The sequence below is a fragment of the Marinobacter sp. genome (assembly GCF_041687235.1).
In the GTDB taxonomy this organism is placed as follows: Bacteria; Pseudomonadota; Gammaproteobacteria; order Pseudomonadales; family Oleiphilaceae; genus Marinobacter.
Genome location: NZ_JAWLCH010000001.1, coordinates 378,109 through 401,760, shown reverse-complemented (window position 1 = coordinate 401,760; position 23,652 = coordinate 378,109). Strand labels below are relative to the sequence as shown.

General features: G+C 59.6%; 21 protein-coding genes. 10 read left to right on the top strand and 11 right to left on the bottom strand.

The genetic code is table 11. The features are described from left to right. Positions 1 to 7 precede the first annotated feature (7 nt). From ACESMK_RS01680 to ACESMK_RS01655, 6 genes are all read right to left on the bottom strand, one after another. Positions 8 to 1,372 carry a TRAP transporter large permease subunit gene (locus ACESMK_RS01680; RefSeq protein WP_372994628.1) on the bottom strand — a complete coding sequence of 455 codons (1,365 nt, stop codon included), beginning with the start codon at positions 1,370 to 1,372 and terminating at the stop codon, positions 8 to 10. Then, entirely contained in the window at positions 1,372 to 2,010 is a 639-nt protein-coding gene (locus ACESMK_RS01675; RefSeq protein ID WP_372994626.1) for a TRAP transporter small permease subunit, read from the bottom strand. Before ACESMK_RS01675 ends, ACESMK_RS01680 begins: the two co-directional genes overlap by 1 nt. A gap of 116 nt (positions 2,011 to 2,126) precedes the next feature. Next, positions 2,127 to 3,179: a TRAP transporter substrate-binding protein gene (locus ACESMK_RS01670; RefSeq protein WP_372994624.1), complete on the bottom strand. Its 1,053-nt coding sequence runs from the start codon at positions 3,177 to 3,179 to the stop codon at positions 2,127 to 2,129. Between the two features lie 323 nt (positions 3,180 to 3,502). Then, entirely contained in the window at positions 3,503 to 4,915 is a 1,413-nt protein-coding gene (locus ACESMK_RS01665; protein ID WP_372995421.1) for a sigma-54 interaction domain-containing protein, read from the bottom strand. A gap of 142 nt (positions 4,916 to 5,057) precedes the next feature. Then, a complete protein-coding gene (locus ACESMK_RS01660; protein WP_372994622.1) occupies positions 5,058 to 7,166 on the bottom strand; it encodes a 3-hydroxybutyrate oligomer hydrolase family protein in 2,109 nt (702 codons plus the stop codon). A gap of 272 nt (positions 7,167 to 7,438) precedes the next feature. After that, positions 7,439 to 8,392, bottom strand: coding sequence for a GlxA family transcriptional regulator (locus ACESMK_RS01655; protein ID WP_372994620.1), 954 nt, complete (start codon positions 8,390 to 8,392; stop codon positions 7,439 to 7,441). Positions 8,393 to 8,645: 253 nt separating this feature from the next. Between ACESMK_RS01655 and ACESMK_RS01650 the strand changes: the two genes are divergently transcribed. From ACESMK_RS01650 to ACESMK_RS01640, 3 genes are all read left to right on the top strand, one after another. Further along, positions 8,646 to 9,743 carry a class I SAM-dependent methyltransferase gene (locus tag ACESMK_RS01650; protein ID WP_372994618.1) on the top strand — a complete coding sequence of 366 codons (1,098 nt, stop codon included), beginning with the start codon at positions 8,646 to 8,648 and terminating at the stop codon, positions 9,741 to 9,743. After that, on the top strand, positions 9,740 to 10,501 hold the full coding sequence (locus ACESMK_RS01645; RefSeq protein WP_372994616.1) for a methyltransferase family protein: 762 nt from the start codon (positions 9,740 to 9,742) through the stop codon (positions 10,499 to 10,501). Before ACESMK_RS01650 ends, ACESMK_RS01645 begins: the two co-directional genes overlap by 4 nt. 76 nt (positions 10,502 to 10,577) lie before the next feature. Next, positions 10,578 to 11,495 carry an alpha/beta fold hydrolase gene (locus ACESMK_RS01640; RefSeq protein ID WP_372994614.1) on the top strand — a complete coding sequence of 306 codons (918 nt, stop codon included), beginning with the start codon at positions 10,578 to 10,580 and terminating at the stop codon, positions 11,493 to 11,495. Between the two features lie 2 nt (positions 11,496 to 11,497). On the opposite strand, the gene ACESMK_RS01635 is transcribed toward ACESMK_RS01640, so the two are convergent. Beyond that, on the bottom strand, positions 11,498 to 11,860 hold the full coding sequence (locus ACESMK_RS01635; protein WP_372994612.1) for a DUF6164 family protein: 363 nt from the start codon (positions 11,858 to 11,860) through the stop codon (positions 11,498 to 11,500). Positions 11,861 to 11,957: 97 nt separating this feature from the next. Here ACESMK_RS01635 and ACESMK_RS01630 point away from each other — a divergent pair, with 97 nt between their 5' ends. From ACESMK_RS01630 to ACESMK_RS01615, 4 genes are read left to right on the top strand one after another with little or no spacing between them, the layout of a single operon-like run. Then, positions 11,958 to 13,367, top strand: a complete 1,410-nt coding sequence (locus ACESMK_RS01630) for a DUF2868 domain-containing protein (protein WP_372994610.1) — start codon at positions 11,958 to 11,960, stop codon at positions 13,365 to 13,367. Continuing rightward, positions 13,364 to 14,794: a GTPase/DUF3482 domain-containing protein gene (locus tag ACESMK_RS01625; RefSeq protein ID WP_372994608.1), complete on the top strand. Its 1,431-nt coding sequence runs from the start codon at positions 13,364 to 13,366 to the stop codon at positions 14,792 to 14,794. The genes ACESMK_RS01630 and ACESMK_RS01625 overlap by 4 nt, the downstream gene beginning before the upstream one ends. 50 nt (positions 14,795 to 14,844) lie before the next feature. Further along, on the top strand, positions 14,845 to 15,240 hold the full coding sequence (locus ACESMK_RS01620) for an ectoine synthase (protein WP_064229395.1): 396 nt from the start codon (positions 14,845 to 14,847) through the stop codon (positions 15,238 to 15,240). 11 nt (positions 15,241 to 15,251) lie between these two features. Next, positions 15,252 to 16,454 (top strand): CynX/NimT family MFS transporter, encoded by a 1,203-nt coding sequence (locus tag ACESMK_RS01615; RefSeq protein WP_372994606.1) that lies wholly within the window; start codon positions 15,252 to 15,254, stop codon positions 16,452 to 16,454. Between the two features lie 170 nt (positions 16,455 to 16,624). On the opposite strand, the gene ACESMK_RS01610 is transcribed toward ACESMK_RS01615, so the two are convergent. Then, the gene (locus ACESMK_RS01610; RefSeq protein ID WP_372994604.1) at positions 16,625 to 17,800 is read right to left on the bottom strand and encodes a type III PLP-dependent enzyme; all 1,176 of its coding nucleotides are present in this window, start codon (positions 17,798 to 17,800) and stop codon (positions 16,625 to 16,627) included. 224 nt (positions 17,801 to 18,024) lie between these two features. Here ACESMK_RS01610 and ACESMK_RS01605 point away from each other — a divergent pair, with 224 nt between their 5' ends. Beyond that, the gene (locus ACESMK_RS01605; RefSeq protein ID WP_372994602.1) at positions 18,025 to 18,237 is read left to right on the top strand and encodes a YjfB family protein; all 213 of its coding nucleotides are present in this window, start codon (positions 18,025 to 18,027) and stop codon (positions 18,235 to 18,237) included. A 7-nt stretch (positions 18,238 to 18,244) separates the two neighbouring features. On the opposite strand, the gene ACESMK_RS01600 is transcribed toward ACESMK_RS01605, so the two are convergent. After that, positions 18,245 to 19,063, bottom strand: coding sequence for a RimK family alpha-L-glutamate ligase (locus ACESMK_RS01600; protein WP_372994600.1), 819 nt, complete (start codon positions 19,061 to 19,063; stop codon positions 18,245 to 18,247). Between the two features lie 169 nt (positions 19,064 to 19,232). On the opposite strand from ACESMK_RS01600, the gene ACESMK_RS01595 reads away from it, so the two are divergent. Both ACESMK_RS01595 and ACESMK_RS01590 read left to right on the top strand, forming a co-directional pair. Then, positions 19,233 to 19,601 carry a DUF6746 family protein gene (locus ACESMK_RS01595; protein ID WP_372994598.1) on the top strand — a complete coding sequence of 123 codons (369 nt, stop codon included), beginning with the start codon at positions 19,233 to 19,235 and terminating at the stop codon, positions 19,599 to 19,601. Positions 19,602 to 19,664: 63 nt separating this feature from the next. Further along, positions 19,665 to 20,519 carry an initiation factor 2B gene (locus tag ACESMK_RS01590; RefSeq protein WP_372994596.1) on the top strand — a complete coding sequence of 285 codons (855 nt, stop codon included), beginning with the start codon at positions 19,665 to 19,667 and terminating at the stop codon, positions 20,517 to 20,519. Here ACESMK_RS01590 and hrpB read toward each other — a convergent pair. Together hrpB and ACESMK_RS01580 are read right to left on the bottom strand one after the other, a co-directional pair. Continuing rightward, positions 20,473 to 22,953 (bottom strand): ATP-dependent helicase HrpB, encoded by a 2,481-nt coding sequence (hrpB, locus tag ACESMK_RS01585; RefSeq protein WP_372994594.1) that lies wholly within the window; start codon positions 22,951 to 22,953, stop codon positions 20,473 to 20,475. The genes ACESMK_RS01590 and hrpB overlap by 47 nt on opposite strands. Before the next feature lie 22 nt (positions 22,954 to 22,975). Then, the gene (locus tag ACESMK_RS01580; protein WP_372994592.1) at positions 22,976 to 23,647 is read right to left on the bottom strand and encodes an SCO family protein; all 672 of its coding nucleotides are present in this window, start codon (positions 23,645 to 23,647) and stop codon (positions 22,976 to 22,978) included. Between the last annotated feature and the right edge of the window lie 5 nt (positions 23,648 to 23,652).

Here is a 23,652-nt window from a genome sequence, read left to right as displayed (position 1 = left end):
TTTCTCCTTAATCGTAAGACACGCTCGGAAGCCAGGTCGCGATCTCCGGTACCAGGAACACGATTGAAAGGCCTACCAGCTGGATAATGATGAAGGGTATGACCCCCTTATAGATGTCCATCACGTCGATTTCAGGCGGCGCGACACCCTTGATGTAGAACAGCGCAAAACCAACCGGCGGCGTCAGGAATGACGTCTGCAGGCACATGGCAAAGAGGATCGTGAACCAAACCAGGTCAAACCCAAGGGTTTGGACAACAGGTGCCACCAGAGGCAGGATGATGAGAGTGATCTCAACCCAGTCCAGGAAAAAGCCCAGCAGGAATACCGCAAACAGGATGGTCAGCACCACACCATAGGGTCCGAACGGCAGGCCCAGCAGTGCGTCCTCGATAACCTGATCACCACCGAGGCCCCGAAGTACCACAGAGAAGGCCGTTGCCCCCAGGAAAATGGCAAAAATGAAGGCAGCTGTGCGGGTTGTCTGCTGCATGGAAGAGTTGAGCACTTTCAGATTCAATCGGCCAGCCATCAGGGCCAGCAGCAGGGCGCCCAGGGCGCCGACACCGGACGCTTCCGTTGGCGTCGCTATACCGGCGAAGATGGAACCCAGCACGCCCAGAATCAGCGCAGCGGTCGGCAAGACTGCCTTTGCTACTTCCCAGACAATGCTCCATGTCACTTTCTCCGTTCCTTCTGGCACCGGCGCAATCTGCGGCTGGAGCATGGGACGAAGAATGGCGTAGGCCACGTACATGGCACCCAGCAAAAGGCCGGGAAAGAACGCACCCATAAACAGATCACCCACCGATGCCTCGGGAACCGCCAGTCGGTCTGCCATCAGCACCAGCATGATGGAGGGCGGGATGAGAATTCCAAGCGTGCCGGTCGCACAGGCGGTACCGACGGCAAACCCTTTGTCGTATTTGTGTTGCATCATCACCGGCAGGGACAGCATGCCGAGCAGCACCACCGACGCACCAATGATACCGGTGGTTGCCGCCAGCAGTACGCCGATAACGATCACCGTTACTGCATAACCCCCGCGAACGGCGCCGAACAGCTTTACCATACTGCTCATCAACCGCTCAGCCACGCCAGACTGGTCAAGCATGATGCCCATGAAGATGAACATGGGCAGAGCCACAAGGGTCTCGCTTTTCACTATCTCCCATATCCGTTCGGGCACAAGCCCCATGGAAGACTGATAATCAAACCAGAGATTGGCACCAAAGTTCTCAACGGCCACAACGCCGACGACGGTCCAGATTACCGCGGTACCACCCAGCACCCAGGCCACGGGGTACCCGGTCATCAGCAGCGCCCCGAAGGTCAGGAACATGCCGATTACAAAAAGCGTTTCAAGCTCCATCAGGACGCACCCTCTTTCTTGTTATTTGCAGACTCAATCCGAATTGGCCTGGGAAACCCGAAGAGTAGAGCCGTGACCTTCAACAGTCGGGAAAGCGCCGCGAGGATAAGCAAAGTGAACGAAATAGCCACGATACCCTTCAAAATCCAGCGGTGTGGCAGGCCTGCAGGAGCCTGGCTGGTTTCACCTTGCTGCCAGGAGCTATAGGCGTAGGGGAACATCTCGTAAACTGCCAGTCCGAGAAACGGCAACAACAGAAAAATCAGTCCCAGGAACTCAACCCAGCCCTGCCCTCTCAGGGAAAGGCGTTCGTGTATCACGTCCACCCTTACATGATCGTCAGCCACCAGGGTGTAGGCCAGACCAAGCAGCCAGCCGATCCCGGCCAGATGCCACTGGATCTCTTCCAGGGTCACCGACCCGAGACCAAAGGCATAGCGGCCAACCACGGCGTAAATGATCACGCCGGTGACCACAAACCACATCCAGGAAGCACTCTTGCCAATCGCGGAAATGAAACGGTCCACCGCCTCACTGATCCGGGTTGTGGGCAACTCGGTGTGATGGTGAAGAAATTCGTCGGTGTCTGACACCGACGTGCGCCCACTCTGCGGTGAGCCTTTATCTGAAACCGTCATACAACAGTTCCTCGCACAGAAAGCCGATTGCGAAAAAAGGATGGCCCCGAAGGGCCATCCAGACATGATCAGGGAACACCGGAATCTATCCGGGGTCCCGGGTTCGGCCCTGAACCTCAGAGATCCGCTGGAACATAGGCGCGTGTATCCCACACCTTGTAGCTTTCCAGGAACTCATTCTGGCTTTCATAGACACGCTTGAAGTCGGCATCCTTGGAGGCCTCTTCTTCCAGCACCTCCTTGGTGACCGCCTGCAGTTCTTTCAGAACCTCACGGGGGATCTGGTCAGCCTGAACACCCTTTTCCTGGAAACCAGCCAGAACCTTACCGTTCTTGTATTCACCCTCGGCCAGGCCACGGGTGGTTGCAGCGGTACAGGCGGCCTCAACCATCGCTTTCTGGGCGGCGGTGGTTTCGTTCCACTCATCCTTGTTGATCAGCATGTACTGGGCTGTGAACTGCTGGTGCCAGCCCGGGAACAGGTTGTACTTGACCACCTGATCGAAACCGAGAAGCTGATCGATGGCAGGCATGGAGAATTCAGTAGCATCAATGGTGCCTTTCTCCAGTGCCTGGTAGAGCTCACCACCGGGCATCATGGTCACAGAAGCGCCCAGTTTTTCCAGAACCTTGCCACCCAGACCCGCGAAGCGGATCTTCAGACCCTTGTAGTCTTCAAGTGTTTCGATTCTTTCAGAATACCAACCGGCCGTTTCAGGCCCGATAATGCCGCACAGCTGTGCGTGCACGTCGAAGCCCTTGTTGGCATAGACTTCCTGCAGCATCTCGTGGCCGCCACCATAGTAATACCAACCAATGTAGGCCCATGGCTTCATGCCGAAGGGTACAGCGGCAAACAATGGAATCGCGGGCACTTTGCCCTGGTCATAGCCGATCCAGGTATAGCCGGCGGATACCTTGCCATCGGAAACAGACTGCAAAATATCGAAAGGGGGAACGAGTTTACCGGGCTCGTAGACGCGAACCTGGATGCTGCCATCGGAGGCGGTGTTGAGGTTGTCGGCAACCCAGGCGGCGGGAGAACCCAGGCCCGGAAGGTTAGTGGCGAAAGCAACCGGCATTTTCCAGCGCAGATCGTCAGCGAACGCGGAACCTGTGGTAAGAGCGATCGCACCGGCCACACCGGTGAGAGCCTTGAGAAGTTTCATTGGCAAGTCTCCTAACATTGTTATTGTATCTGGCCTGGCGCGGATAGCCGGGGCCTGATCTGAGTATAGTCAGAGAATGCAGGAACAGACGGACAGGCTTAATCTCGGGGTCCAACCGTTCGCGTCAGTCTTGTTCTGTGCATTGTTCTGACGTCCTGCACTTCGGATATAGCAGACACTATGCCAGATTACTTTTATATATATAAATCAGATGGTTAACTTAACTATCAGAAATCGAGCAGGCTGAAACTGTCCGGAATACAAGACAGCATTAGACGTCAGTCGTACGTAGTTGTACGGATGAGCAGACAGGCGTCCGGATTTCAGGACAACCTGGCCAGCTTCTCGTAAAGAACGGATCGTGATATGCCCAACAACTTGGCCGCCCGAGTGCGGTTGCCACGACTCGCCACCAGGGCTTCTTCGATGGCCTGGGCCTCTGCTTCAGCAAGCGTCTGGGACAATGGCCTGACTGGTTGCGGCGCCAGAGAGGAAACCGGACGGGTCCCCACCCGTGGCAGCACCTTGAAAATGGCGTCGGCGTCCAGCAATCCGCTCTCCTCGCCCATGGTCATTGCCCGCTCCAGAACGTTGCGCAGCTCACGGATATTTCCGGGCCAGTCGTAACTGCCCAGGGCCGAGACGCCGGCATCCGTAATCTCACCGCGCAACTCCAGCCCCTCGCAAATCTCCTCAAGCAGCGCTTCGCAGAGAACACCGAGATCCGCCAGACGGTCCCGCAGAGGCGGGATGGGAATTTCCAGGACATTGAGACGATAATACAGATCCGAACGGAAAGTACCCTCGGCAATCATGACCTCCAGGTTTCGGCTGGTGGCAGCAATGACCCGCACATCCACCGAAACCACCTTGTTGGAACCGAGCGGCTCAATCTCGCCCTCCTGCAGGGCACGCAAGAGCTTGGCCTGCAACGGCAAAGGCATGTCACCCACCTCATCGAGAAACAGGGTGCCACCATTGGCCAGCTGGAACTTGCCATCCCTGGTTCGACGATCCGCGCCAGTGTAGGCTCCCGGGGCGACACCGAAAAACTCAGCCTCAAGAAGGTTGTCCGGAATCGCGGCAACATTCACCCCCACGAAAGGTTTCTCCGCACGACCCGACACCGTGTGGATAGCCTGGGCAAGTACTTCTTTGCCGGTGCCGGTCTCGCCCAGCAAAAGAACCGGCATATCACGACCGGCCGCCAGACGCGCCCGCCGTTTGACCTCAAGGACCGCCGGGCTGGCGCCGACAAAATCGCCGAGGCTGTAGCGGGTGCCACGCGCCTTTTTCGCCAGTGCCTTACGTGCGGCAGCCAGATCCTGGTGCAACCGACGGTATTTGGAGACCAGTGGCGTCAGGGGCTGAAGGTCATCGTAAAGTACAAATGCCACCGCACCGACGATTTTCCCGTCATCGTCATAATAGGGCAGACGGGTCACCACCAGTTGCTGTTGGTTGTGTTCCATGATGTCCAGCAAGAGGGGTTTACCGGTTTCAACCACCTCCGGCATTCGGGTATGGGGTATCAGCTGGCGCACCGGCTTGCCAATCACTGTGGACGGATCGCCGAGGCCGAGAAGGTGTGAATAGCTACTGTTGATCCAGGTAATCCGGGCATTCCGATCGACAGCAATCGCGCCGGCACTGGCTTCCTCGAACATTGGAAACAGGGCTTCGATCAGGTCCCGGGTCAGGCCACTCTTGTTCTTGTCAGAAAACAGCTCTGTCATGTACCGCGCACCAACGGGTCGGATGTCATTCATGGTATTAACCCTGGCACCCGGCAGGCCGGGTGCAGTCACGGAAGTATATGGGGCCCCCGTATCGGGGGCAAACGAAGCCGGCCCGATAACAGGCCGGCCGATGACATTGCTACTCCGGGATCCGGACCTGGTCGTCTTCAAAGACAATCTGGTCTGCGGCATCCGGCTCGGGATTGATCGCCGGCAGATTGGCTTCCGCCAGCGGTGTCGTGATATCACCCCGGGGCACAGTTCGAACCACCTGGCTCGGTGGCAACGCCTGCTTTTCGGTCAGATTGGCCCAGACCAGATCCAGCGCCTGGAAGTAATAGTGGTGCAGTGGCACATAACGGTCAGCAACGCCCGGGAAACCATTGAGCACGTCCAGGTGGTGGGCATTGAGAATTTCATAGTAGCGAAGATTGCTTCTCTTTCCCTCCACTCGTTGGTTCAGGCCGAAATAGGGCCTTGACGTGTGGTTGATTGGCAGGATTGCGTCGGCACGTCCGGTAACAAAGACCGTCGGCTTGCCCTGCAGATCACCCGAGGCACGGACCTCGGCAATACCTTCGGCAATAGCCGTTGCCAGCTCGGCGTCGGAACCTTCCAGAGCGGTTCCGCTGATCGCGTCGCTACCCTGGGCCAGGCTCCGGAGACACAACAGAGCATCGAGGCCGTAGTCCAATTGGTTGGAGCTCGGTGAAGCACTGGCAGGCAGGTTGGTGGGCTGACCATCGGCGCCATCGTATACAATGTTCACCCCGGCGGACGGTGGAATGCCATTGCTGGCCGAAAACAGGGCCGCCTCGACTGCCGGTGCCACCGGGGCCACTGCGCCGGCGCCATCCACGGCCGCGAGGCTGAGATCACAGACCCGATCTTCAACACCGGCGCGGCCGTATGCGTTGGCGTAGGTCATGGAAATACTCTGGGCCACAGCGAGCCCGAAGTGCACCGGCGCCAGCAGATTCTGCTCCGGCTGAATGCCGAACGCCTCGTTCAGGATGCGCAGCGCGTCGGTGGCGCGGTCATCCAGAGTGGCACCGCTCACCAGACCCTTGTTGGCAAGGGAATTACAGATATTCTCGCCAATTGCGGGGGGATTGAAGGTGGCATTCAAGGGCGCATCGTCCCGGATCGCCGGCGCCTGGTTGGCGCAACCCTGGTAGACGGCAAGGGCCGTGGTGTAATCCAGCAGGCTGCGACTGTGTTCGGTAATCACCGGACCCTCACCCTGACGAATGGTGAAGCTTCGGTCCACCTTCGGGTTCACGTTGGGCTCGGACACTGCCACGCCATCAATCAGCCCCCGGGTGTCCTGCTCGGCTGCACGGACGGAAGAGCCACCGCCATTGGAGACGCTGGAGGCAATAACCACGGTGTTTTTGGGCTTGATGGTCAGCAGCGTTTCGCCGTTGCCCAGTTCCCGGCCAAACTTTTCGTTCAGCACATAAAAGCCGAATTCAATGGACTGCAACACGTGCAGCCCCCAATCGGCTTCCGGGTTGGCTTTGGAGTGGGCGTGCTTGTACGCAAAACGGTCCGGCCAGTTACCGTCGAACGTTGCCCGCTGCTCATCGGTCAGGTCAGCCCGGAACTGCACCGGTTCATCGGCGGAGGTAAGTGTGCCATCAATCCGCTGGGCGGTATTGGTAGCCAGGTTGTGGGAGCCGGTTCCGGTGCCCTTGTCGGTGTAGACAACAGCACAACCTTTTTTCAGACCCCACTCGCCCGCTGTGCCAATGGCGCCATAGATGCCACGGGAACCGGAGGACGGCGCGGTGACCATGCAGGGTCGCTCAGGATCAAAACTGTCCGGCACCTGGGCCATGACCGTCACCGGCACGTCGGTACCGGGAACGGCCATGAAGGCGATGAATTCATCGCCCGGAATCAGGCCTTCACCACTGGCATCGACCTGCGGGCCGAAGAAGGTGCCGTAACCACCCCCGGGCGCCGTATCCACCAGCGCTCGGTAGTTATTGTAGATGGCCAGTCGGCGGAGTTCTGCGGCAGTGGGATTCAACGGGTCGGCGAACGCAGGCGCTGGGGTACTGGCAAGGCCACCGGCACCCAGTCCTGCGGTCAGCAGGTCATCGGTAATGCCATCGTAGCTGGTCCGCGTTATGTCGCCCTGAACAAAATCAGGGATCTCGTTGAAGGGTGGCTTACCATCCTTGCAGGCAGTGAGGGTCAAACCCGTGGCGCCGATCAGGGCGCAGAGCATTATTCGTTTCATGATCGTTCCTTGTTTGTTGTTGTAAACGAACAGACCAGGCCTCAAGCCGGGCCCCGGGAACGCCATGCGGATCCTGTGCCAATCAGGTATCCTTATGATTTATATATATTTAATCCACCTTTCAGTTCCGGAACCTAAAATCGATCCGGATTTCCGGACAGTCCACGACGACTCACTCACAGAGAAAGCGCGCAGTATCCCGCCTGAGACAGCTTGTCCCGAAATTCGGACACTGTATGAAATGTCGGACAATCAGGCTCTCAGCCCAACGTTCAGTATGGGGATAACCGCCCAATACCACCGAATTTTCGTCGATACTGGGCCGGTGTCAGGCCAACACGTTGCTGGAACTTCCGACTGAAAAAGGCGGCGTCCTGATATCCCACCATCTCTGCCACCGCTTCCACGGAAACCTTGCTGGTTTCCAGAATCTGCTTGGCCTCCTCCAGTCGGAGGGTCAGGACGTATTCAATGGGCGTCATTCCGGTCGCCTGCCGGAACCGGCGATTGAAGGAACGCTCGCTCAGACCACTGAGTGACATCATGCCAGCGACCGGAGAAGGTTGATCGTAGTGATAGGCCAGCCATTGCTGGCATTGGGCGATGGTTGCATCGTCAGACTGTCGCTGATGACTGACAGACGCGAAGGGCTGCTGTCCGGTTTCGTGCCACTCGATCAGATGCACCTTGGCAACGCGGATCGCTTCAGCCTGACTGCAGAACCGGGCGATCAGGTACAGCCCCAGATCCATCCACGACGTCCCGCCACCTGACATGATCAGTCGCTGACCGGCACCGGAGGCCACCAGTGCACGCTCCGGATGCATCCGGACCCCCGGGTAACGCTTTGACATGAAATCGCAGAAGCCCCAGTGGGTAGTGGCGTCCTCACCCGACAGCAAACCGGCCTCGCCCAGAAGCACGGCCCCGGTGCAGGCGGTGGCAATCAGTCCACCCCGGTGCCAATAGTCATTCAGCCATTGCGTTTCGCGGCGGAACAGATCGCCGGGACCGGTAGCAGGGTCGAACCCCACTTCGAGAATACAGAGCGCATCGGGACAGTAATCATCATCCAGGCGTTTAGTTGGCTTGACCCAGCCCCCATTGGCAAGTTCCATCGGCGCCCCGTCCAACGACACAATAGAGGCATTGATCAGGCCCGCCCCGGGGGTTCCCTGCATCAGGAAATCCCAGTCACGTCCCGCCGAGCCAAGAAGTTCCTGCATACCATATATCGGAGATGCTGTTGCCTGGGGAACGGCAAGTATACCGACCTCCAAAGGACGTCCGGGTGACTCCGGCTTGTTCGCTTCCAATGTCGTGCCCTCCTGTTCAGTGACGATCATAAAACCATACAGATGCGATGACCACCTGGCCGATTTGACCAGTAATTGACCGATTTCGCTGAAGGGAGCCCGAGCCGAAATGTTCAGTATGGACGCGCACCAACCAGACAATCTCAATCAAGGAGAACGCGTCATGAATGCACCACTTTCAGTATCTGCACCTACACGAACACCCGAACAGTTTGGAGATCGTTTCGCCAGTATGGTGAATCACGCCGCAATCGTGGCGATGAGCTCACTGGGGCACCGGCTCGGGCTGTTCGATACCCTGGCCAGCCTGCCTGCAGCCACAAGCGGACAGATCGCGGAAGCCGCCGGGCTGGACGAGCGATATGTCAGGGAATGGCTGTCGGTGATGGTTACAGGCGACATCGTGGACTATCACCCGGTTGATAAAACCTTCTCCCTGGATCCAGCCCACGCAGCCTGCCTGACACGCAGCGCCACCCCCAATAACCTGGCAGTGACCGCCAGGTTCCTTCCCCTGATCAGCAGCATGGAAACAGACCTGCTCGATTGTTTCCGGACCGGTCGCGGGCTGCCCTACGATGCTTACCCCTGCTTCCATGACGTTATGGCGGAAGACAGCCATCAGACCGTTGTCAGCGCTCTGTTCGATCACATCCTGCCCCTGGTTCCGGGATTATCAGATCGATTGGCGAATGGCATTTCCGTGCTGGATGCCGGCTGCGGAAGAGGTATGGCGCTTCTGAGTCTTGCCCGGGCTTTCCCCAAGAGTCAGTTCACCGGCTTCGATCTGTGTGAGGAGGCGTTCCTACCCACCCGGGAAAAAGCCCGTTCCCTGGGGCTGACCAATCTGACGTTTGAAGCCAGGGATCTTCGGGACTTCCGCGCGCCTGGCCGGTATGACCTGATCACCACCTTTGATGCTGTTCATGACCAGGCTGACCCGGCAGCCTTGCTCAGCGGGATCTCCGCAGCCCTTCGGCCAGGCGGGGTCTACCTGATGCAGGATATTGCTGGCTCCAGCTTTCTGGAGAAGAACCTTGAGCACCCCCTCGGCCCGTTGCTGTACACCATATCCTGTGCCCATTGCACCCCGGTTTCACTCGCCCAGGGCGGACCCGGACTGGGCACACTCTGGGGTGAAGAGAAGGCGGAACTGATGCTTCGTCAGGCGGGTTTCCGCCACATAGTGTCCAGGCGCCTGGACCACGATCCGTTCAACGTCTATTTCATCGCCCGCAACGAGGAGGGAAGCCGCTCATGAAAAAATATCTGTTCGGCCTCTATGCACTCATCGCCTACGGCGTTGGCTTTGCCTCGTTACTGGCAATGATGGCCTTCCTGCTCAATCTGATACCTCTCGGCATCGACCTGGGAGTAACGGGTACCGAGGTCCCGGCGATCCTTGCAAATACTCTGTTGGTGATCGCCTATTTCGCCCTGCACTCGGTTATGGCGCGCCCGGCCTTCAAGGCACGTTGGACGCGTCTGATTCCACCGGTTCTGGAGCGGAGCACCTATGTACTCATCTCGGGGCTGACACTCATGGGTGTGATCGCGCTATGGCAACCGTTGCCTCTGATGTTATGGGAGGCCGAACCCGGGTGGCTGAGGGTCCTGCTTTACGGTCTGCACGGTGCCGGCTGGGTGATCATGGTGTTGGCCACATTTCACATCAATCACTTCGATTTCTTCGGCTTCGGCCCTGTCTGGCGGCACCTTCGCCGCCAGCCGGAGAAGGACGCACCTTTTTCGGCCCGCTACCTTTACGGACTGGTTCGGCATCCCATCAGCCTGGGCTGGATGATCGTGTTCTGGGCAACCCCGGACATGACGCTCGGCCATGCCCTGATGGCGATCCTGGCAACAGCCTACATCCTGGTCATCACGCCGGTGGAAGAAAGGGATCTCAAGCAAGCGATTGGGCCGGCCTATCACTCCTACCGGGAACGGGTACCGGCTTTCATCCCTGCATTGCGATTTCGGCGGGGTAAAACAGCGTCACACAAGACACAAATCTGACCCTTCCGCATCCACGAGCCCTGAGCGGTCGTAGAATCTGAACACGAATCTGCGGCCGCTTCGGGAGAGAGACAGGATGCTCGTATCAAAACACCGCGAAAATGTGAAAACTGGCGTGGTGACTGCGTTGATTGGAAGTCTGTTGATACTGGCCGGGTGCGCGACCCATCATAATCGGTCTGCCTCCGCTGGTGTCCCGGACGAGGTCGCTTTCCGGGTAGAGAAAGACTTGCGGTTTTCGCCCAGTGATTGGCCAGAAGCCCTGTTCGCAGACCTCTACCTCCCGAGCAGGCAAGTCTTACAGCGGCGCCATCCGGTTGTCCTCATGGTTCATGGGGGCGGCTGGCAACGCCGATCCCGGGAGGACATGGCCTGGATCGCCGAAGAGGTAGCCAGCCACGGTTTCGCGGTGCTGAACATCGACTACCGGTTTGCTCCGGATCACACCTTCCCGGCCCAGCTACACGATCTGCAACTGGCCCGAAAGTGGCTGAACCGGCACGCCGAGGAGTATCAACTGGACGCCACCCAGGTGAGCGGCTTCGGTTTCTCATCCGGTGCCCACCTGATTGCTTTACTGGCCCTGGTTGCCAGTACCGACAGCGAACTGAACCAGCCCTATGGCGGACCGGAAACCCGATTGAATGCGGTTGTCACCGGTGGCCTGCCTTCAGACCTGATGGCCTTTGGATCGGGGAAGCTGATCCGGCAATTCCTTGGTGGTGAGCAGCAGCAGATGCCGGAAACCTATCGCAAGGCATCACCAATAAGCCATGTGACCGCCGATGCGCCACCCTTTTTCCTGTTTCACGGTGCCATGGACAGGTTGGTGCCTTTCAGCCAGGCCGAGCGTTTTCGGGAAGCACTCGAGGATCATCAGGTCTACAGCGAATTGTATGAAATGCACCTGCGTGGCCATGTCACCAGCTTTCTGACCGCCGGCGATGCGGTTGACGAAGCAATCGGCTTTCTTGCCGGGCAGCACGAAGACTGACTCTAGCCAATCCGGACAAACGGCAGCAAACTCAGCCCCATGATCACCAGAATGGCAACGCAGGCCGCCAGGGTCCGGACCGGATTCTGCCTGAGCATGAACCAGAAGCCGCCGGACTCGCCCCGCGCCAGGTTTTCCTCATAGGCCCTCCGCTGGGTTTCATAGCGCTGCCGCTGATACTCATCCAGCAGTGCCCGGGCCCGGGCCGCCTCCTCGTCGTCGTGTACCCAGAAGCCGCCCATGCTGATTCCCCAGCGGCTCGGCGGCGTTTCGTAGTAGGCCACCTCATGGGCATCAAACAGGGCCCGGATTTCATCGGCTTCGTCATCGGGTACATGGCGCAGGTTCATCAGATGGTGGGGCATGGACACTCGTTGTCTGGTATCAGGTGCGGGTATCCCTATATCCTAGCACTAAAGCCCGACTGGGCCCGACAGCCCGAATTCGACACCGGAACTCTGAATGACCGACAGCCCCCTCCGACTGCTGCTGGAGTTTGACGCCCAGGCGCAACGGGACAGATCACAACCTCCCACGTTCCTGCATCGCCGGGACCGCAAGTTCGCACTGATATGCGAAAAACAGGGGACAACGCCGGATGCCAACCGTTGGCTGACGCACCTGAACCGCCTCAGCGGACCTCGGGCAACCCCGGCATCCACCGACCGAACCCTTCGGGCCTGGCGCCGGATCACCGGTGGTTTTGCAGCGATTGGGGTGATCGCTGGCATGCTTACGATGGCCGGGCTGCTGTTTTACGATGGCGGGCTGCGCATCAACATCACCGTTCTGCTGGCCTTCGTAGTGTTGCACCTGGCTCTTGCCCTGTTCACCACCCTGCAATCCCTGGCCGGATGGCAGCCTTGGCGCTGGCTTATCCGGCGCTTCGGGGCCGACCCGGGCAACGGCGTGTTCAAAAAACTGCACCCGGTTCTGATGGCCAGGGCCGCTCACCTTGGCGGGATCACGTTCGCCATCGCGGGTCTGATCACATTGTTGGTGATGGTGGTGATTCAGGACCTCGCCTTCGGCTGGAGTACCACCCTGGAAACAGCCGCCACAAGCTATCACAGACTGATCGATGCCATAGCAACGCCATGGGGCTGGCTCTGGCCGGCCGCCACCCCGGACCTTGCCCTGATCGAGGCCACACGTTTTTTCCGGGCCGGCGACCCCGGCGAAAGTCCCGATCCGGCCCTGTGGGGCCAATGGTGGCCATTTGTCACCATGCTTTGGGCAACCTGGGTGCTGCTGCCACGAGCGTTTCTCTGGTTGCTCGCCTCGGCCCAGACCCGACAGAAGGCCCGTCGTCTGCTCGCCAGCCATCCGGCCATGCACGCCCTGATGTATCGCATGGAAACACCGGCCCTGGACACCGGTAACGACCACCATGACGCCGACGACTTACCGGACACGGAGGCCCGAAACAATCTGCTGCCTCTGCCTGAGAGCGACACCCTGCTTTGCTGGGCCGGCGCCGGTGAACCGGAACTGCCAGCGGCACTTCAGTCAGGCAAGCAACTCATCGTCAGGGCCGGCGGCCGCGCCAGTCTTGCTGACGATGACCGGGCCCTGAACCGGATCGCTGAGCACCTCGGAACACGGGCCGGGGCCGTGATCCTGCTGGTACGTTGCTGGGAACCGCCGACCGGCGAACTCCAGGATTTTCTGGAGAGCGCCCGGGGCACCTGGCCCAATGGATCCAGGATAGCCCTGGTGCCCCTGGCCGCAGACAGCAACCGCGAGCCGGATGCCCCACGGCTTCAGCCCTGGCTGCGATTTGCCGAACGCGTGGGCAGAGAATTCGTCCAGGTTTCACTGCCGCCCTTTCAGAGGCGGGATCCCTATATACCAGTCGGGGATCAGTCATGATTCAGGCACCCACGTTCGCCGTAGTCGGGCACCCGAACAAGGGCAAATCCAGCGTGGTGGCCACCCTGTCCCAGAACGATGCCATCGCCATTGCGCTGGAGCCCGGCACCACCCGAAAACGTCAGGCCTATCCATTGAAAGTCGACGGCCAGACGCTGTACACCCTGATAGACACCCCCGGATTCCAGCGCCCGCGTCGGGTGCTGGAATGGCTGGAAGCTCACAGTGTGTCAGCCTCTGATCACGCCGACACCGTCGGTGCCTTCGTCACACAGCATCAAGGCGATGGCCGGTTTACCGATGAGTGTGAGCTTCTGACCCCACTGTTGGACGGTGCCGGAATCATTTATGTGGTGGACGGTTCGGTACCCTACAGCACTGAGCACGAGGCGGAGATGACCATCCTGCGCTGGACAGGCCGTCCGAGCCTGGCGTTGATCAACAGTATCGGTGCTGATGACTACAGCGATACCTGGCAGGCGGCGCTCGGCCAGTTCTTCCAGGTCGTTCGCCGTTTCGATGCCGTCAGGGCGCCTTTCGATCAACATCTCAGTCTCCTGCGGGCGTTCGGACAGCTGGAGCCTGACTGGGAAGCGCCCCTGGAACAGGCCACTCATTACCTGTCCGGACAGCGCCAGCAGCGTCGCCGACAGGCAGCAACACTGATCGCCCGAGCGCTTGAGGACATGATGTCGTTCCAGGAGAAGCGCACCCTGACCGCCAACCAGGCATCAGAGACCAGCGACGGTTCACTGGCCGACCAGCTGCGCCAGCACTGGTATCGCCACCAGCGCAAACGGGAACAGAGTCTGCGTGTGGACATCGAACACCTGTACCAGCACCAGCGCATCCGTCGTCAGGAAGCCGAACTGCAGTGGCACAGTGAGCACGACCTGTTTTCGGAAGACAGCCGCAACGCCTGGGCCGTCAGCAAGCGTTACCTGGCCACGGCTGGCTTCGGCGCAGGTGCCGTCAGCGGTGCTGGAATCGACGCTCTGACCTTCGGCTCGTCCCTCGGAACCGGCGCCCTGGTGGGCGGCCTGATCGGCGCTGCCGGCAGTTACTTCTATGGCGACCGGTTGGCCCTGCCGGCGCTCAGTATCGGTGTGCTCCGGGACGGACTGAAAACAGCCACCTTTGGCCCTGTACAGGACAGTCAGTTCGGCTATGTTGTATTGGGACGTGCCGTGGATCACTGGTGGCATATCAGCCACCGGAATCACGCCGGACGAGACTTGCTGGACCTGGAGCCGGCAGACCATCACTGGCTGGAAAGCCTCGGAAAAACCAGCCGACAGGACATCCAGAGGGCCTTCGACAAATGCCGGAAACGGCGACCTCTCGACGAACGCCAACGGGAGAAATTCACCTCGGCCATTGAGCAGGCCATGGCTGTTTACGACGATTGGCGGTTGAATCGCACCTGAAAGGGATGTTTATACTAAAAGGCTATTCCATCACAAAATGAGGAATGCGAATGAAAATCGTACGAGTGCAAGACATCATTGGTACCGAGCGCGAAGTACACGGCCCGGGGTGGACCAGCCGCCGGATGCTGCTGAAGAAGGATGGCATGGGCTTCTCTTTCCACGAGACCATCATCCCCGCAGGCGCTGAACTGAACCTGTGGTACAAACACCACCTGGAAGCCGTCTACTGTGTTGCCGGTAACGGCAAGATCCTGGACAAGGCCACCGGTGAAACTCACGAGATCACTGACGGCACCCTCTACGCACTCGATAAACACGACCAGCACACCCTGTACGGCGGCACCGAGGACATGCGTCTGATCTGCGCCTTTAATCCGCCGGTCACTGGCCGCGAAGTACACGATGAAGACGGCGCCTACCTGCCGGACACCAGCGAAGACTGAATCGTTTGGCCGTGGCTGAACACCAGGCCGCAACCTCACCGCCACCGCCAGCGAGACTGCTGCCGGTGGCGGTGTTGCTTTGGCTTGCCGGCGTTTATCTGCGCATTCCGGTGCTGGTAGCCCCACCCCTGGCACCGTTTATCAGTGACGAACTGGCGCTGACCCAGGCCCTCACCGGCGCGCTGACCACCCTGCCCATCCTGATGCTGGCCATCGGCTCCATGCCCGGCTCACTTGCGATTGCCCGCATGGGCCCCCGTAACACCCTGGCTCTGGCCATGGTCATCATGGTCATCGGCTCTGCCGGCCGGGGGCTGGTACCCGACACCTTCACACTGATGCTGGCCAGCGCCGTTATGGGCCTGGGTGTGGCCATGATGCAACCGGCCCTGCCCGCACTGCTGCCCAGGTGGTTGGAACCGCACCACCTGGCGCTGGGCTCCGCCATCTACATGAATGGCATGCTGATGGGCGAATTCATCGGCGCCGGCGTTACCCTGCCCGTGCTCATGCCCTTGCTGGACAACAGCTGGCGCGCCACCCTCCTGGCCTGGTCACTCCCGGCGCTGCTGGTTGCCGCCGCGCTGTATCTGCCCAAACGCGACCGGGCAAAACCCGTGGGCAAAGTCTCCTGGCTGCCCGACTGGAGCAACCCGCTTACCCTCAGAATCGGCCTGCTCCTGGGCCTATCCGGCTCCATGTTCTTCGGCCTAAACGCCTACATGGGCAACCTTCTGGAACAGCAAGGCCAGATCAACAAACTCGCCGACGCCCTGTTCTGGTACAACATCGCCCAGGTCTTCGCCTCCCTGACCATGCTCAAAATGGCCCGCTACTGGGTAGGGCGCCGCTCCGTCATCATCGTAACCGCCGCCCTGAGCATCCTCGGCACCCTTGGCGCCATCACCTTCACCGGATGGTGGTCCATCGCCAGTGCCACCCTCATGAGCCTCACTGCCGGCATCCTGCTCATCCTACTGGTCGCCGTCCCGCCCCTGGTCACGACCTCCCAGGAAACCGGCCGCCTGTCCGCCGGCACCTTCCTCGTTGGCTACACCATGGCGTTCTCCATCCCCATGGCCGGCGGCCTCATCGCCGACTGGACCGGCGACGCCCGACACGCCATCCTCACCATCATTGCCTACAGTCTCCTGGTCCTCCCCCTGGCCTTCACCCTGGACCTGAGACGAAAAAAGGACCAGCCCGAAAGCTGATCCTTTTCTAAAAACCAATTTCTCCCTCGCGGACTCCCCGAATAAAGCCCGAGCGGCCGTGGAGTGGGGAAGCTTTTTCTGCCGGGAAAAAATGTCTGAGCGAAGCGAGTTGTTTTTCCCAGAAGAAAAAGCTTCCCCGCTTCGCGGCCAGACTCCGAGCTAAACCCGGGTCAGATATAGTAGTCCTTCAACGGAGGAAACCCGTTAAATTCAATAGCACTATAGGTCGTCGTATAAGCCCCGGTAGACAGCCAATACATCCGATCTCCGATGGCCAGGTTCAGAGGCAACGGATACTTGTGATGCTCATACATGATATCGGCACTGTCACAAGTCGGCCCGGCAATCACACAGTCTTCGCCTTCGCCCGCCTTCTCCGTCCAGATCGGAAACTTGATCGCCTCATCCAGCGTCTCGATCAGGCCTGAAAACTTGCCCACATCGGTAAACACCCAACGGTGCAGGGCGGTACGGGATTTACGGGAAATCAGCACCACCTCACTCACCAGAACACCGGCGTTGGAAATCAGTGACCGACCGGGCTCAATGATGATCTCCGGCAGCTCCGCGCCAAAATCCTCGTGCAGGAATCGGGCGATTTCCTCAGCGTAGACCTTCAGCTCGTTGGTCCGGGTGATGTAGTTGGCCGGGAAACCGCCGCCCATGTTGATCATCTTGAGCTCAATCCCGTCTTCTTCCTTCAGGCGCTCGAAAATCACCTTTACCTTGTTCAGGGCCGCATCCCAGGCGCCAATTTCACGCTGCTGGGAACCCACATGGAAGGACACGCCGTAGGGCACGAGGCCCAGATCACGGGCAAGGATCAACAGATCCATGGCCATGTCGGTCTGGCAGCCGAACTTGCGGGACAGCGGCCAGTCGGCGGTCAGGGTGCCCTCGGTCAGGATGCGCACATACACCTTCGAGCCAGGGGCCGCCTTGGCGATGTTGCGAAGGTCCGCTTCGGAGTCGGTGGCGAACATGCGCACACCTTTCTCGTAGAAGGTACGAATGTCCTTCGCCTTCTTGATGGTATTACCGTAGCTGATCCGCTCACCGGTCACACCCAGGGCCATCACCTTGTCCAGCTCGTACACCGACGCAATATCGAAACAGGCACCCTTGTCGCGCAGCATGGTCAGGATCTGCGGGGCCGGGTTGGCTTTTACCGCGTAGTAAACCCTGGCGTACGGAAAACCTTCCACCAGCTCATCGTACTGGCGATCAATCGTGGCGGTATCAATCACCACGAACGGGGTTTCCTTGCCGTCGGCAAAGTCCTTGATGCGTTTGAAGGTCTCGGCGGTGTAGTAGTCGGCAATATTGGCGTTGGCAGCTTCGGTCATGGGTGGTGTGTCCCTCCACAGGGCAAAAAAGCATAAAAAAAGGCGCCACAGCGAGGCTGCAGCACCCATAGGATTTCGCGATCATCGGGCTTTTTCGGCCGCCAGGATATGAGCACTTTTACCCATGAAGCGCGGGAATTTGTTACCGAATGCAACGGCCCTTTCGGGGCCCGTTTTTCCTGTGCTAGGGTGGTGGAAAATTCGCCAACTCCAAGGGGTAAGCCATGTCAGACATTGCATCCATCGCGGCGTCCAGCACCCAGCTCAGTCAACAGAGGGTTCAGGAGCAGGCCCAGATTGCGGTCATGAAAGAGTCCAGGGACATGGCTCAACAGGGCGCCATGCAGCTGCTGGAGGGCGTCACCGAAACCGCAGTGGCGACGACCGGTGCCAACCCATCAGAGAACGTGGGCAGCCTGGTGGACGTCCGGGCCTGAAACACGCTCAGACCGCCAATGGCCAGAGCGGTGTAGGGTCTGTAGGACCGTCGGGATTTTCCGGTGCGGTCTGACTGCGCAGGTACCCGAGGATTGCGTCCTGCAGATCCTTGCCCTGGCCGAGCCCCTGGTTTCCGAATAGCCTGTTAAACTCCAGAACGTAGGGGTGACCCTCCACCAGGGCAATATCGAAGCCCGCATGGTCCACATCCAGCTCCCGCGCCAGACGAAGCGCCAGGTTTGTCATGACCTCCGGCACAGGGCTTGAATCAATGCGGCCACCCCGAGCCACATTGTTATAGAAGCCCTGATCTGCCTGGGTGCGCCAGTAAGCGGTCAGCACCCTGTCACCCACCACGACAATCCGGGCATCCCGCTCCAGGGGCAAATATTCCTGGGCGTAGAGCACATCGGTACGCTCACAGTAGCGGCGCCAGTCATCCCGGCTCTCGATCAGCCACACCCCTTCGCCCATGCTGGCCTTTGGCAGCTTCGCCACGAACGGATGAGCCATGGCATCCCAGATCATGTCCCGTTCCACCGGACCATTGGCTTCGATCATCGTCCAGGGCGTGTGTTCCGGAGCTATCGCCTGGAACGCACGAGTCATCTCAACCTTGTCATGGCCTATGCGATAGCTGGCGACGCTGGGAAACACCCGGCATTTGAGGCCATGCACCAGAGCGTTCAACTGCCAGTATTCCGGGAACAGGACCCAGTCTGCCTCCCGCAAGAGTTCTTTATGCCGCAGAAACTGGTCCGGCTTGAGAACAGTGGTGTTGGGGAAGCCCAGGGTTCGGAAAATATCGAAGGAAACAAGGTGCATGGATGCAGGGGCACTCGGGGTTGAATTGCGCGTATTTTATACAGGACTCGAGTTCTGGCAAGCGGTATTTTCCGAGTTTTTCCTGGCCTGACATAAGTCATTGCCAACCCGGCTCCATGGACGTAATATTAATGATAACGATTATCGTTAATATAAAAGGAATGCGATCATGCGAAAAAGTCTAGTTTCTCTCCTCGGTTGCGCCAGCCTGGTCATGGCGCCTCTCGCCTTCAGCGAAGAGGTTGATCACTTCGAGGGACAGTCGGCGGAAACGCTTGAGCAGGCTGTCAGCAATTTCAAGGAATACAACCAGAAGCTGGAACAGATTCTGGACGGAGATCTCACGCCCGAAGCCATGAACAACGTTCACCAACTGACCTACACCCTTGAGAATGCCCTCGGCAAGATCAATGAAGAGTTCGACGCCCTGGCGGAGACTCTGGAAACCATCCACCTTGCCTCCGAGCGCGCAGACTCTGATGCTGTAAAAACCAATGGCGAGACATACCTGAGCGTCAGCCGGAAAGTGGTCGAATAACGACCGGACAAACCTGAAACGCCCTGCTACCCTTGGGTCAAAACAGGCTCAGGGGTAGAGACAATGCCGGAACTTGATGCCAGAGCTCGAGCGTTACTCGCCGGCCTCAGGGACGATGCTCAATCGGGGGCCACCCGACTGGCAGTGAATACCCTCAACGACCTGTTGTCGTATCTGGACGATGTCAGACCGGACGCCAGTGCCCTGGCGAAGCTGTTGGCAGCGCTCCGGGCTACCCGCCCCAGCATGATCGTGATCAGCAACGCGCTGGCCATGATTGAGAAGCAATTGGCGAGGGATCCTCTGACCGCCCGCCAGGCCATCATCGACATCCGGAACCGACTGCAGAACGCCACTGAAACCATTACCCGGTACGCCCGCGAGCAACTGCCGGAAACCCCCGTGATCATGACCCACAGCGCCAGTTCGATGGTTCTGAGGCTGTTCCGGAGCATGGTGGAAGCGCATCAATCCTTCTCTGTCATCTGTACCCAGAGCAGCCCCGGATGTGAGGGTCACTCCCTGGCCCTTGCGCTGGATGATCTCTCAGTGCCCGTCACACTGATTACCGATGCCCAGATGGGTCTGTTTGTTCCCGAGGCCGATGTGGTAATCACCGGGTGCGACACCTGGTTCACTGATGATTTCTTTATCAACAAAAGCGGGACCCACCTCCTGGCCCTGGCAGCCCGGGCTGCCAACAAGCCTTTCTGGGTTCTGGCGGACAGCTTCCGGAACAGCGACGCGAACGCCACATCGGTTGTCCTCGAGGAAATGCCCGGGGTTGAGCTCAAGGCCCCTGAAGGCGAGTGGATAACCCCACGGAACATCTACTTTGAGTTGGTTCCACAAACGCTGGTCAGCCAACGGATCAGCGAACAGGGCGTCTTTTTGTGCCCTGCTGAGCCTCGGCGGTAAACGGATCCTCGGGCCAGGGGTGTTTGGGATAGCGGCCACGCATATCCTTGCGTACCTCGGGGTAGACGTTGCGCCAGAAACTGGCCAGATCGCCGGTGACCGCCAACGGACGCTGGGCCGGTGAAAGCAGATGAATCACCACCGGCACCCGTCCGCCCGCCACGGCCGGGGTTTCCGTCCAGCCGAACAGAGCCTGAAGTTTCGCCGCCAGAACTGGGCCGTTGTCTGCCGTATAGTCCAGCCGCACCCTCTGACCCGTCGGGATGGCCAGGTGTGTTGGTGCCAGGGCCTGAAGCTGCTGTTGTGCCGGGTAATCAAGCAGGTTGTTCAGGGCCACCAGCAGGTCGACCCGGGCCAGATCCGACCAGCGGCCCATGCCAACCAGAAACGGTCCAAGCCAGCTCTCCAAATTTTCCAGCAAGGCCGCATCGCTTGTGTCCGGCCAGCCATCATTCGGGAAGGTGTCGGCGAGCAACCGCACGCGGGCACGCCACTGTCGGCTGTCATCGGTCCAGGGCAGGCTTTCCAGGCTTTTTTTCCGGATGGCGTTGATCAGGCCCTGTTGAGCCAACTCTGGATCCACCCGGGTAATCGGTTTCTCCTGCAGCACAAGTTCGCCCAGTTTACGGACGTGTCTCGCCAGAATCTTACCCTGGCTGTCGTCCCAAAACGCCTCTTCGGTATCGTGGATGTGGTCAGCCAGATCCAACTCCAGATCCGGGGTGTCCACCGGCGCAGCCAGATAGATGGTTGCTTCCCGGGCCCGGCCATCCAGCTCGGCAGCCACCAGCCAGTCGTGCCCGGTCAGGGGATCATCCTCTCTCAGTGCCGCGCCTTTGCCATTACTAAGTTGATACCGTGGGGCCTTGCCCGGCCGCCGGCGGGCAATACGATCCGGATAGGCCAGGGCCAGCAATCGCCCTACCGTCGTCTCGGACGGCATTGGCGCATCAGCCGAGGCCGGTCCGCAAAGCCGTCTGGCCGACTGACGCACGGCCTTCAGTCGGGCCGCATCCAGCGAGCGATCACGTCGCTCGCCGTAAAACACACGAATCCGCTCGTGCATATCCGCTCCGGCACCGGGGCCGAGAAGATCCCGCTCTCCAAGCAGGGCGGCCAGTGCAGCGGCAGGCCCTTCAAGCCCGATGGTGCGGCCTCTCAGGACCATATGTGCCAGGCGCGGGTGGATTCCCAACTCCCGGACCGCCTTGCCGTGTTCCGTAATAGCCCCTTCGGAGTCAAGCATGTCCAGCCACTGCAACAGTACGACCGCCTGTTGCCAATGGGCAGCCGGCGGCTCGTCGATCCAGGTAACGGCAGCGGCATCACGGGCGCCCCATTGAGCCAGCTCCAGCACCAGGGGCGCCAGATCGGCCTCCAGAATCTCCGGAGGGGTATAGTCCGACAGCCCGAACTGTTCCGATTCGCTCCACAAGCGATAACAGATCCCCGGCTCCACCCGACCGGCCCGGCCCTTGCGCTGATCCGCCGAGGCCCTGGACACGCGGCCGGTCACCAGCCTGGTCATACCGCTGTTGGGATCAAATACCGCCCGACGCTGCTGACCGCCGTCGATCACGACTCTGATGCCTTCAATGGTCAGGCTGGTTTCGGCAATAGCGGTGGCCAGAACCACCTTTCGCTGGCCTTCCGGTGCGGGGGAGATTGCCTGATCCTGCTGTTCAGAGTTCAGGTTGCCGAAGAGTGGCGCAATCCTCACGTTGTCCGGCAGGCTTCCCCGAAGCTGCTGTTCAACCCGGCGTATTTCTCCTGCGCCAGGCAGAAACACCAGCAGGGAACCGGTCTGGTCCCGCAACGCCTCCTGAACCACCGCTGCTACCTGATCGACGATCCGGCCATTGCGGGGCGCCGGGCGATAACACACATCCACGGGAAACGCCCTGCCTTCACTGGTGATCACAGGGACCTCTCCCAGCACCTTCCCGATAGGCGCCGTATCCAACGTTGCCGACATCACCAGCAACCGCAGATCCTCCCGCAGGGCCTGCTGGGATTCCCGAACCAGGGCCAGACCAAGATCAGCCTGGAGAGAACGCTCGTGAAATTCATCGAAGATAACCGCCGCATAGTCTTCCAGCATGGGATCGGCCTGGATCAACCGGGTCAGAATGCCCTCGGTCACCACTTCTATGCGGGTGGCGCCGGAAACCCGGGTATCCAGCCGGGTGCGATAACCCACGGTCTGGCCTGGCTTCTCGTTCAGTTGCTTTGCCATAAAACGGGCCGCAGAGCGGGCAGCCAATCGGCGGGGTTCCAGCATCAGGATCCGGCCATTACCACGCCAGGGGGCATCCAGAAGAGCAAGGGGAACACGGGTGGTCTTGCCGGCACCCGGCGGGGCCTGCAAGAGCACCGTACTGGTCTGTTCCAGGGCGTTTTTCAGCTCTGGAAGAATGGATTCTATGGGGAGCATCGGGTTCCGGGTTTGAGAGGCGTCAGGAACTCGCCCGGTCACGATTGGCCTTCGCCCACTGGTAGATCCGCTCGAAGGCCTCGGCCAGGTTGTGCGGATCATGGGGCGGCTGAATCACCGCAGCAAGTTCACCGTCGGGGTTCAGCAGGGCGAAATGGCCGCTGTGGTCAACCAGCAGCTCGCCGTCCACCTCGCGATGCACGAACACCGCATTCAGGCTCTTGGCCAGCTCACGCAGGGTGTCGAGATCGCCGGTCAGGCCATGGAAGTTGTCACCAAAAAACTCGGTGTAGGCCTTGAGCTTTTCCGGCGTGTCGTGTTCCGGGTCAGCGCTGACCAGTAGGTAGTCCGGCTGGGGTAATTCGTTCGACAGGAGTTTGTCCGTCTGACGCAGGTTGGCCATGGCCGCAGGGCAGATATCCGGGCAGTTGGTATACCCCACAAACGCAAAGGTCCAGCGCCCCCGCAGGCTCTCACGGGTTACCGTTTCACCGGTCTCATCAGTCAGCGTGAACTCGGCCAGCTGCCGTGGCTGGTCATAGACATAGGTGTTGAAGTCCGTTAGCTCCGGTGCGGGAATCGGTTCCTGGTTGCCGACCAGCAACACCTGCCTGCCCACAACGAGGCCTATGATCAAAACAACGATCAACAAAAGACAGAAAAGGGTAAGGCGAATTCCGCTGGTAGTTTTCATGGATC

Bases quoted from the DNA above. Each gene is read 5' to 3' on its own strand.
- ACESMK_RS01665 (WP_372995421.1), bottom strand. From the start codon at position 4,915: ATGACAGAGCTGTTTTCTGACAAGAACAAGAGTGGCCTGACCCGGGAC.
- ACESMK_RS01645 (WP_372994616.1), top strand. From the start codon at position 9,740: ATGAAAAAATATCTGTTCGGCCTCTATGCACTCATCGCCTACGGCGTT.
- hrpB (WP_372994594.1), bottom strand. From the start codon at position 22,953: ATGCTCCCCATAGAATCCATTCTTCCAGAGCTGAAAAACGCCCTGGAA.
- ACESMK_RS01655 (WP_372994620.1), bottom strand. From the start codon at position 8,392: ATGCAGGAACTTCTTGGCTCGGCGGGACGTGACTGGGATTTCCTGATG.
- ACESMK_RS01650 (WP_372994618.1), top strand. From the start codon at position 8,646: ATGAATGCACCACTTTCAGTATCTGCACCTACACGAACACCCGAACAG.
- ACESMK_RS01675 (WP_372994626.1), bottom strand. From the start codon at position 2,010: ATGACGGTTTCAGATAAAGGCTCACCGCAGAGTGGGCGCACGTCGGTG.
- ACESMK_RS01590 (WP_372994596.1), top strand. From the start codon at position 19,665: ATGCCGGAACTTGATGCCAGAGCTCGAGCGTTACTCGCCGGCCTCAGG.
- ACESMK_RS01620 (WP_064229395.1), top strand. From the start codon at position 14,845: ATGAAAATCGTACGAGTGCAAGACATCATTGGTACCGAGCGCGAAGTA.
- ACESMK_RS01625 (WP_372994608.1), top strand. From the start codon at position 13,364: ATGATTCAGGCACCCACGTTCGCCGTAGTCGGGCACCCGAACAAGGGC.
- ACESMK_RS01610 (WP_372994604.1), bottom strand. From the start codon at position 17,800: ATGACCGAAGCTGCCAACGCCAATATTGCCGACTACTACACCGCCGAG.
- ACESMK_RS01670 (WP_372994624.1), bottom strand. From the start codon at position 3,179: ATGAAACTTCTCAAGGCTCTCACCGGTGTGGCCGGTGCGATCGCTCTT.
- ACESMK_RS01660 (WP_372994622.1), bottom strand. From the start codon at position 7,166: ATGAAACGAATAATGCTCTGCGCCCTGATCGGCGCCACGGGTTTGACC.
- ACESMK_RS01630 (WP_372994610.1), top strand. From the start codon at position 11,958: ATGACCGACAGCCCCCTCCGACTGCTGCTGGAGTTTGACGCCCAGGCG.
- ACESMK_RS01595 (WP_372994598.1), top strand. From the start codon at position 19,233: ATGCGAAAAAGTCTAGTTTCTCTCCTCGGTTGCGCCAGCCTGGTCATG.
- ACESMK_RS01635 (WP_372994612.1), bottom strand. From the start codon at position 11,860: ATGCCCCACCATCTGATGAACCTGCGCCATGTACCCGATGACGAAGCC.
- ACESMK_RS01600 (WP_372994600.1), bottom strand. From the start codon at position 19,063: ATGCACCTTGTTTCCTTCGATATTTTCCGAACCCTGGGCTTCCCCAAC.
- ACESMK_RS01680 (WP_372994628.1), bottom strand. From the start codon at position 1,372: ATGGAGCTTGAAACGCTTTTTGTAATCGGCATGTTCCTGACCTTCGGG.
- ACESMK_RS01605 (WP_372994602.1), top strand. From the start codon at position 18,025: ATGTCAGACATTGCATCCATCGCGGCGTCCAGCACCCAGCTCAGTCAA.
- ACESMK_RS01640 (WP_372994614.1), top strand. From the start codon at position 10,578: ATGCTCGTATCAAAACACCGCGAAAATGTGAAAACTGGCGTGGTGACT.
- ACESMK_RS01580 (WP_372994592.1), bottom strand. From the start codon at position 23,647: ATGAAAACTACCAGCGGAATTCGCCTTACCCTTTTCTGTCTTTTGTTG.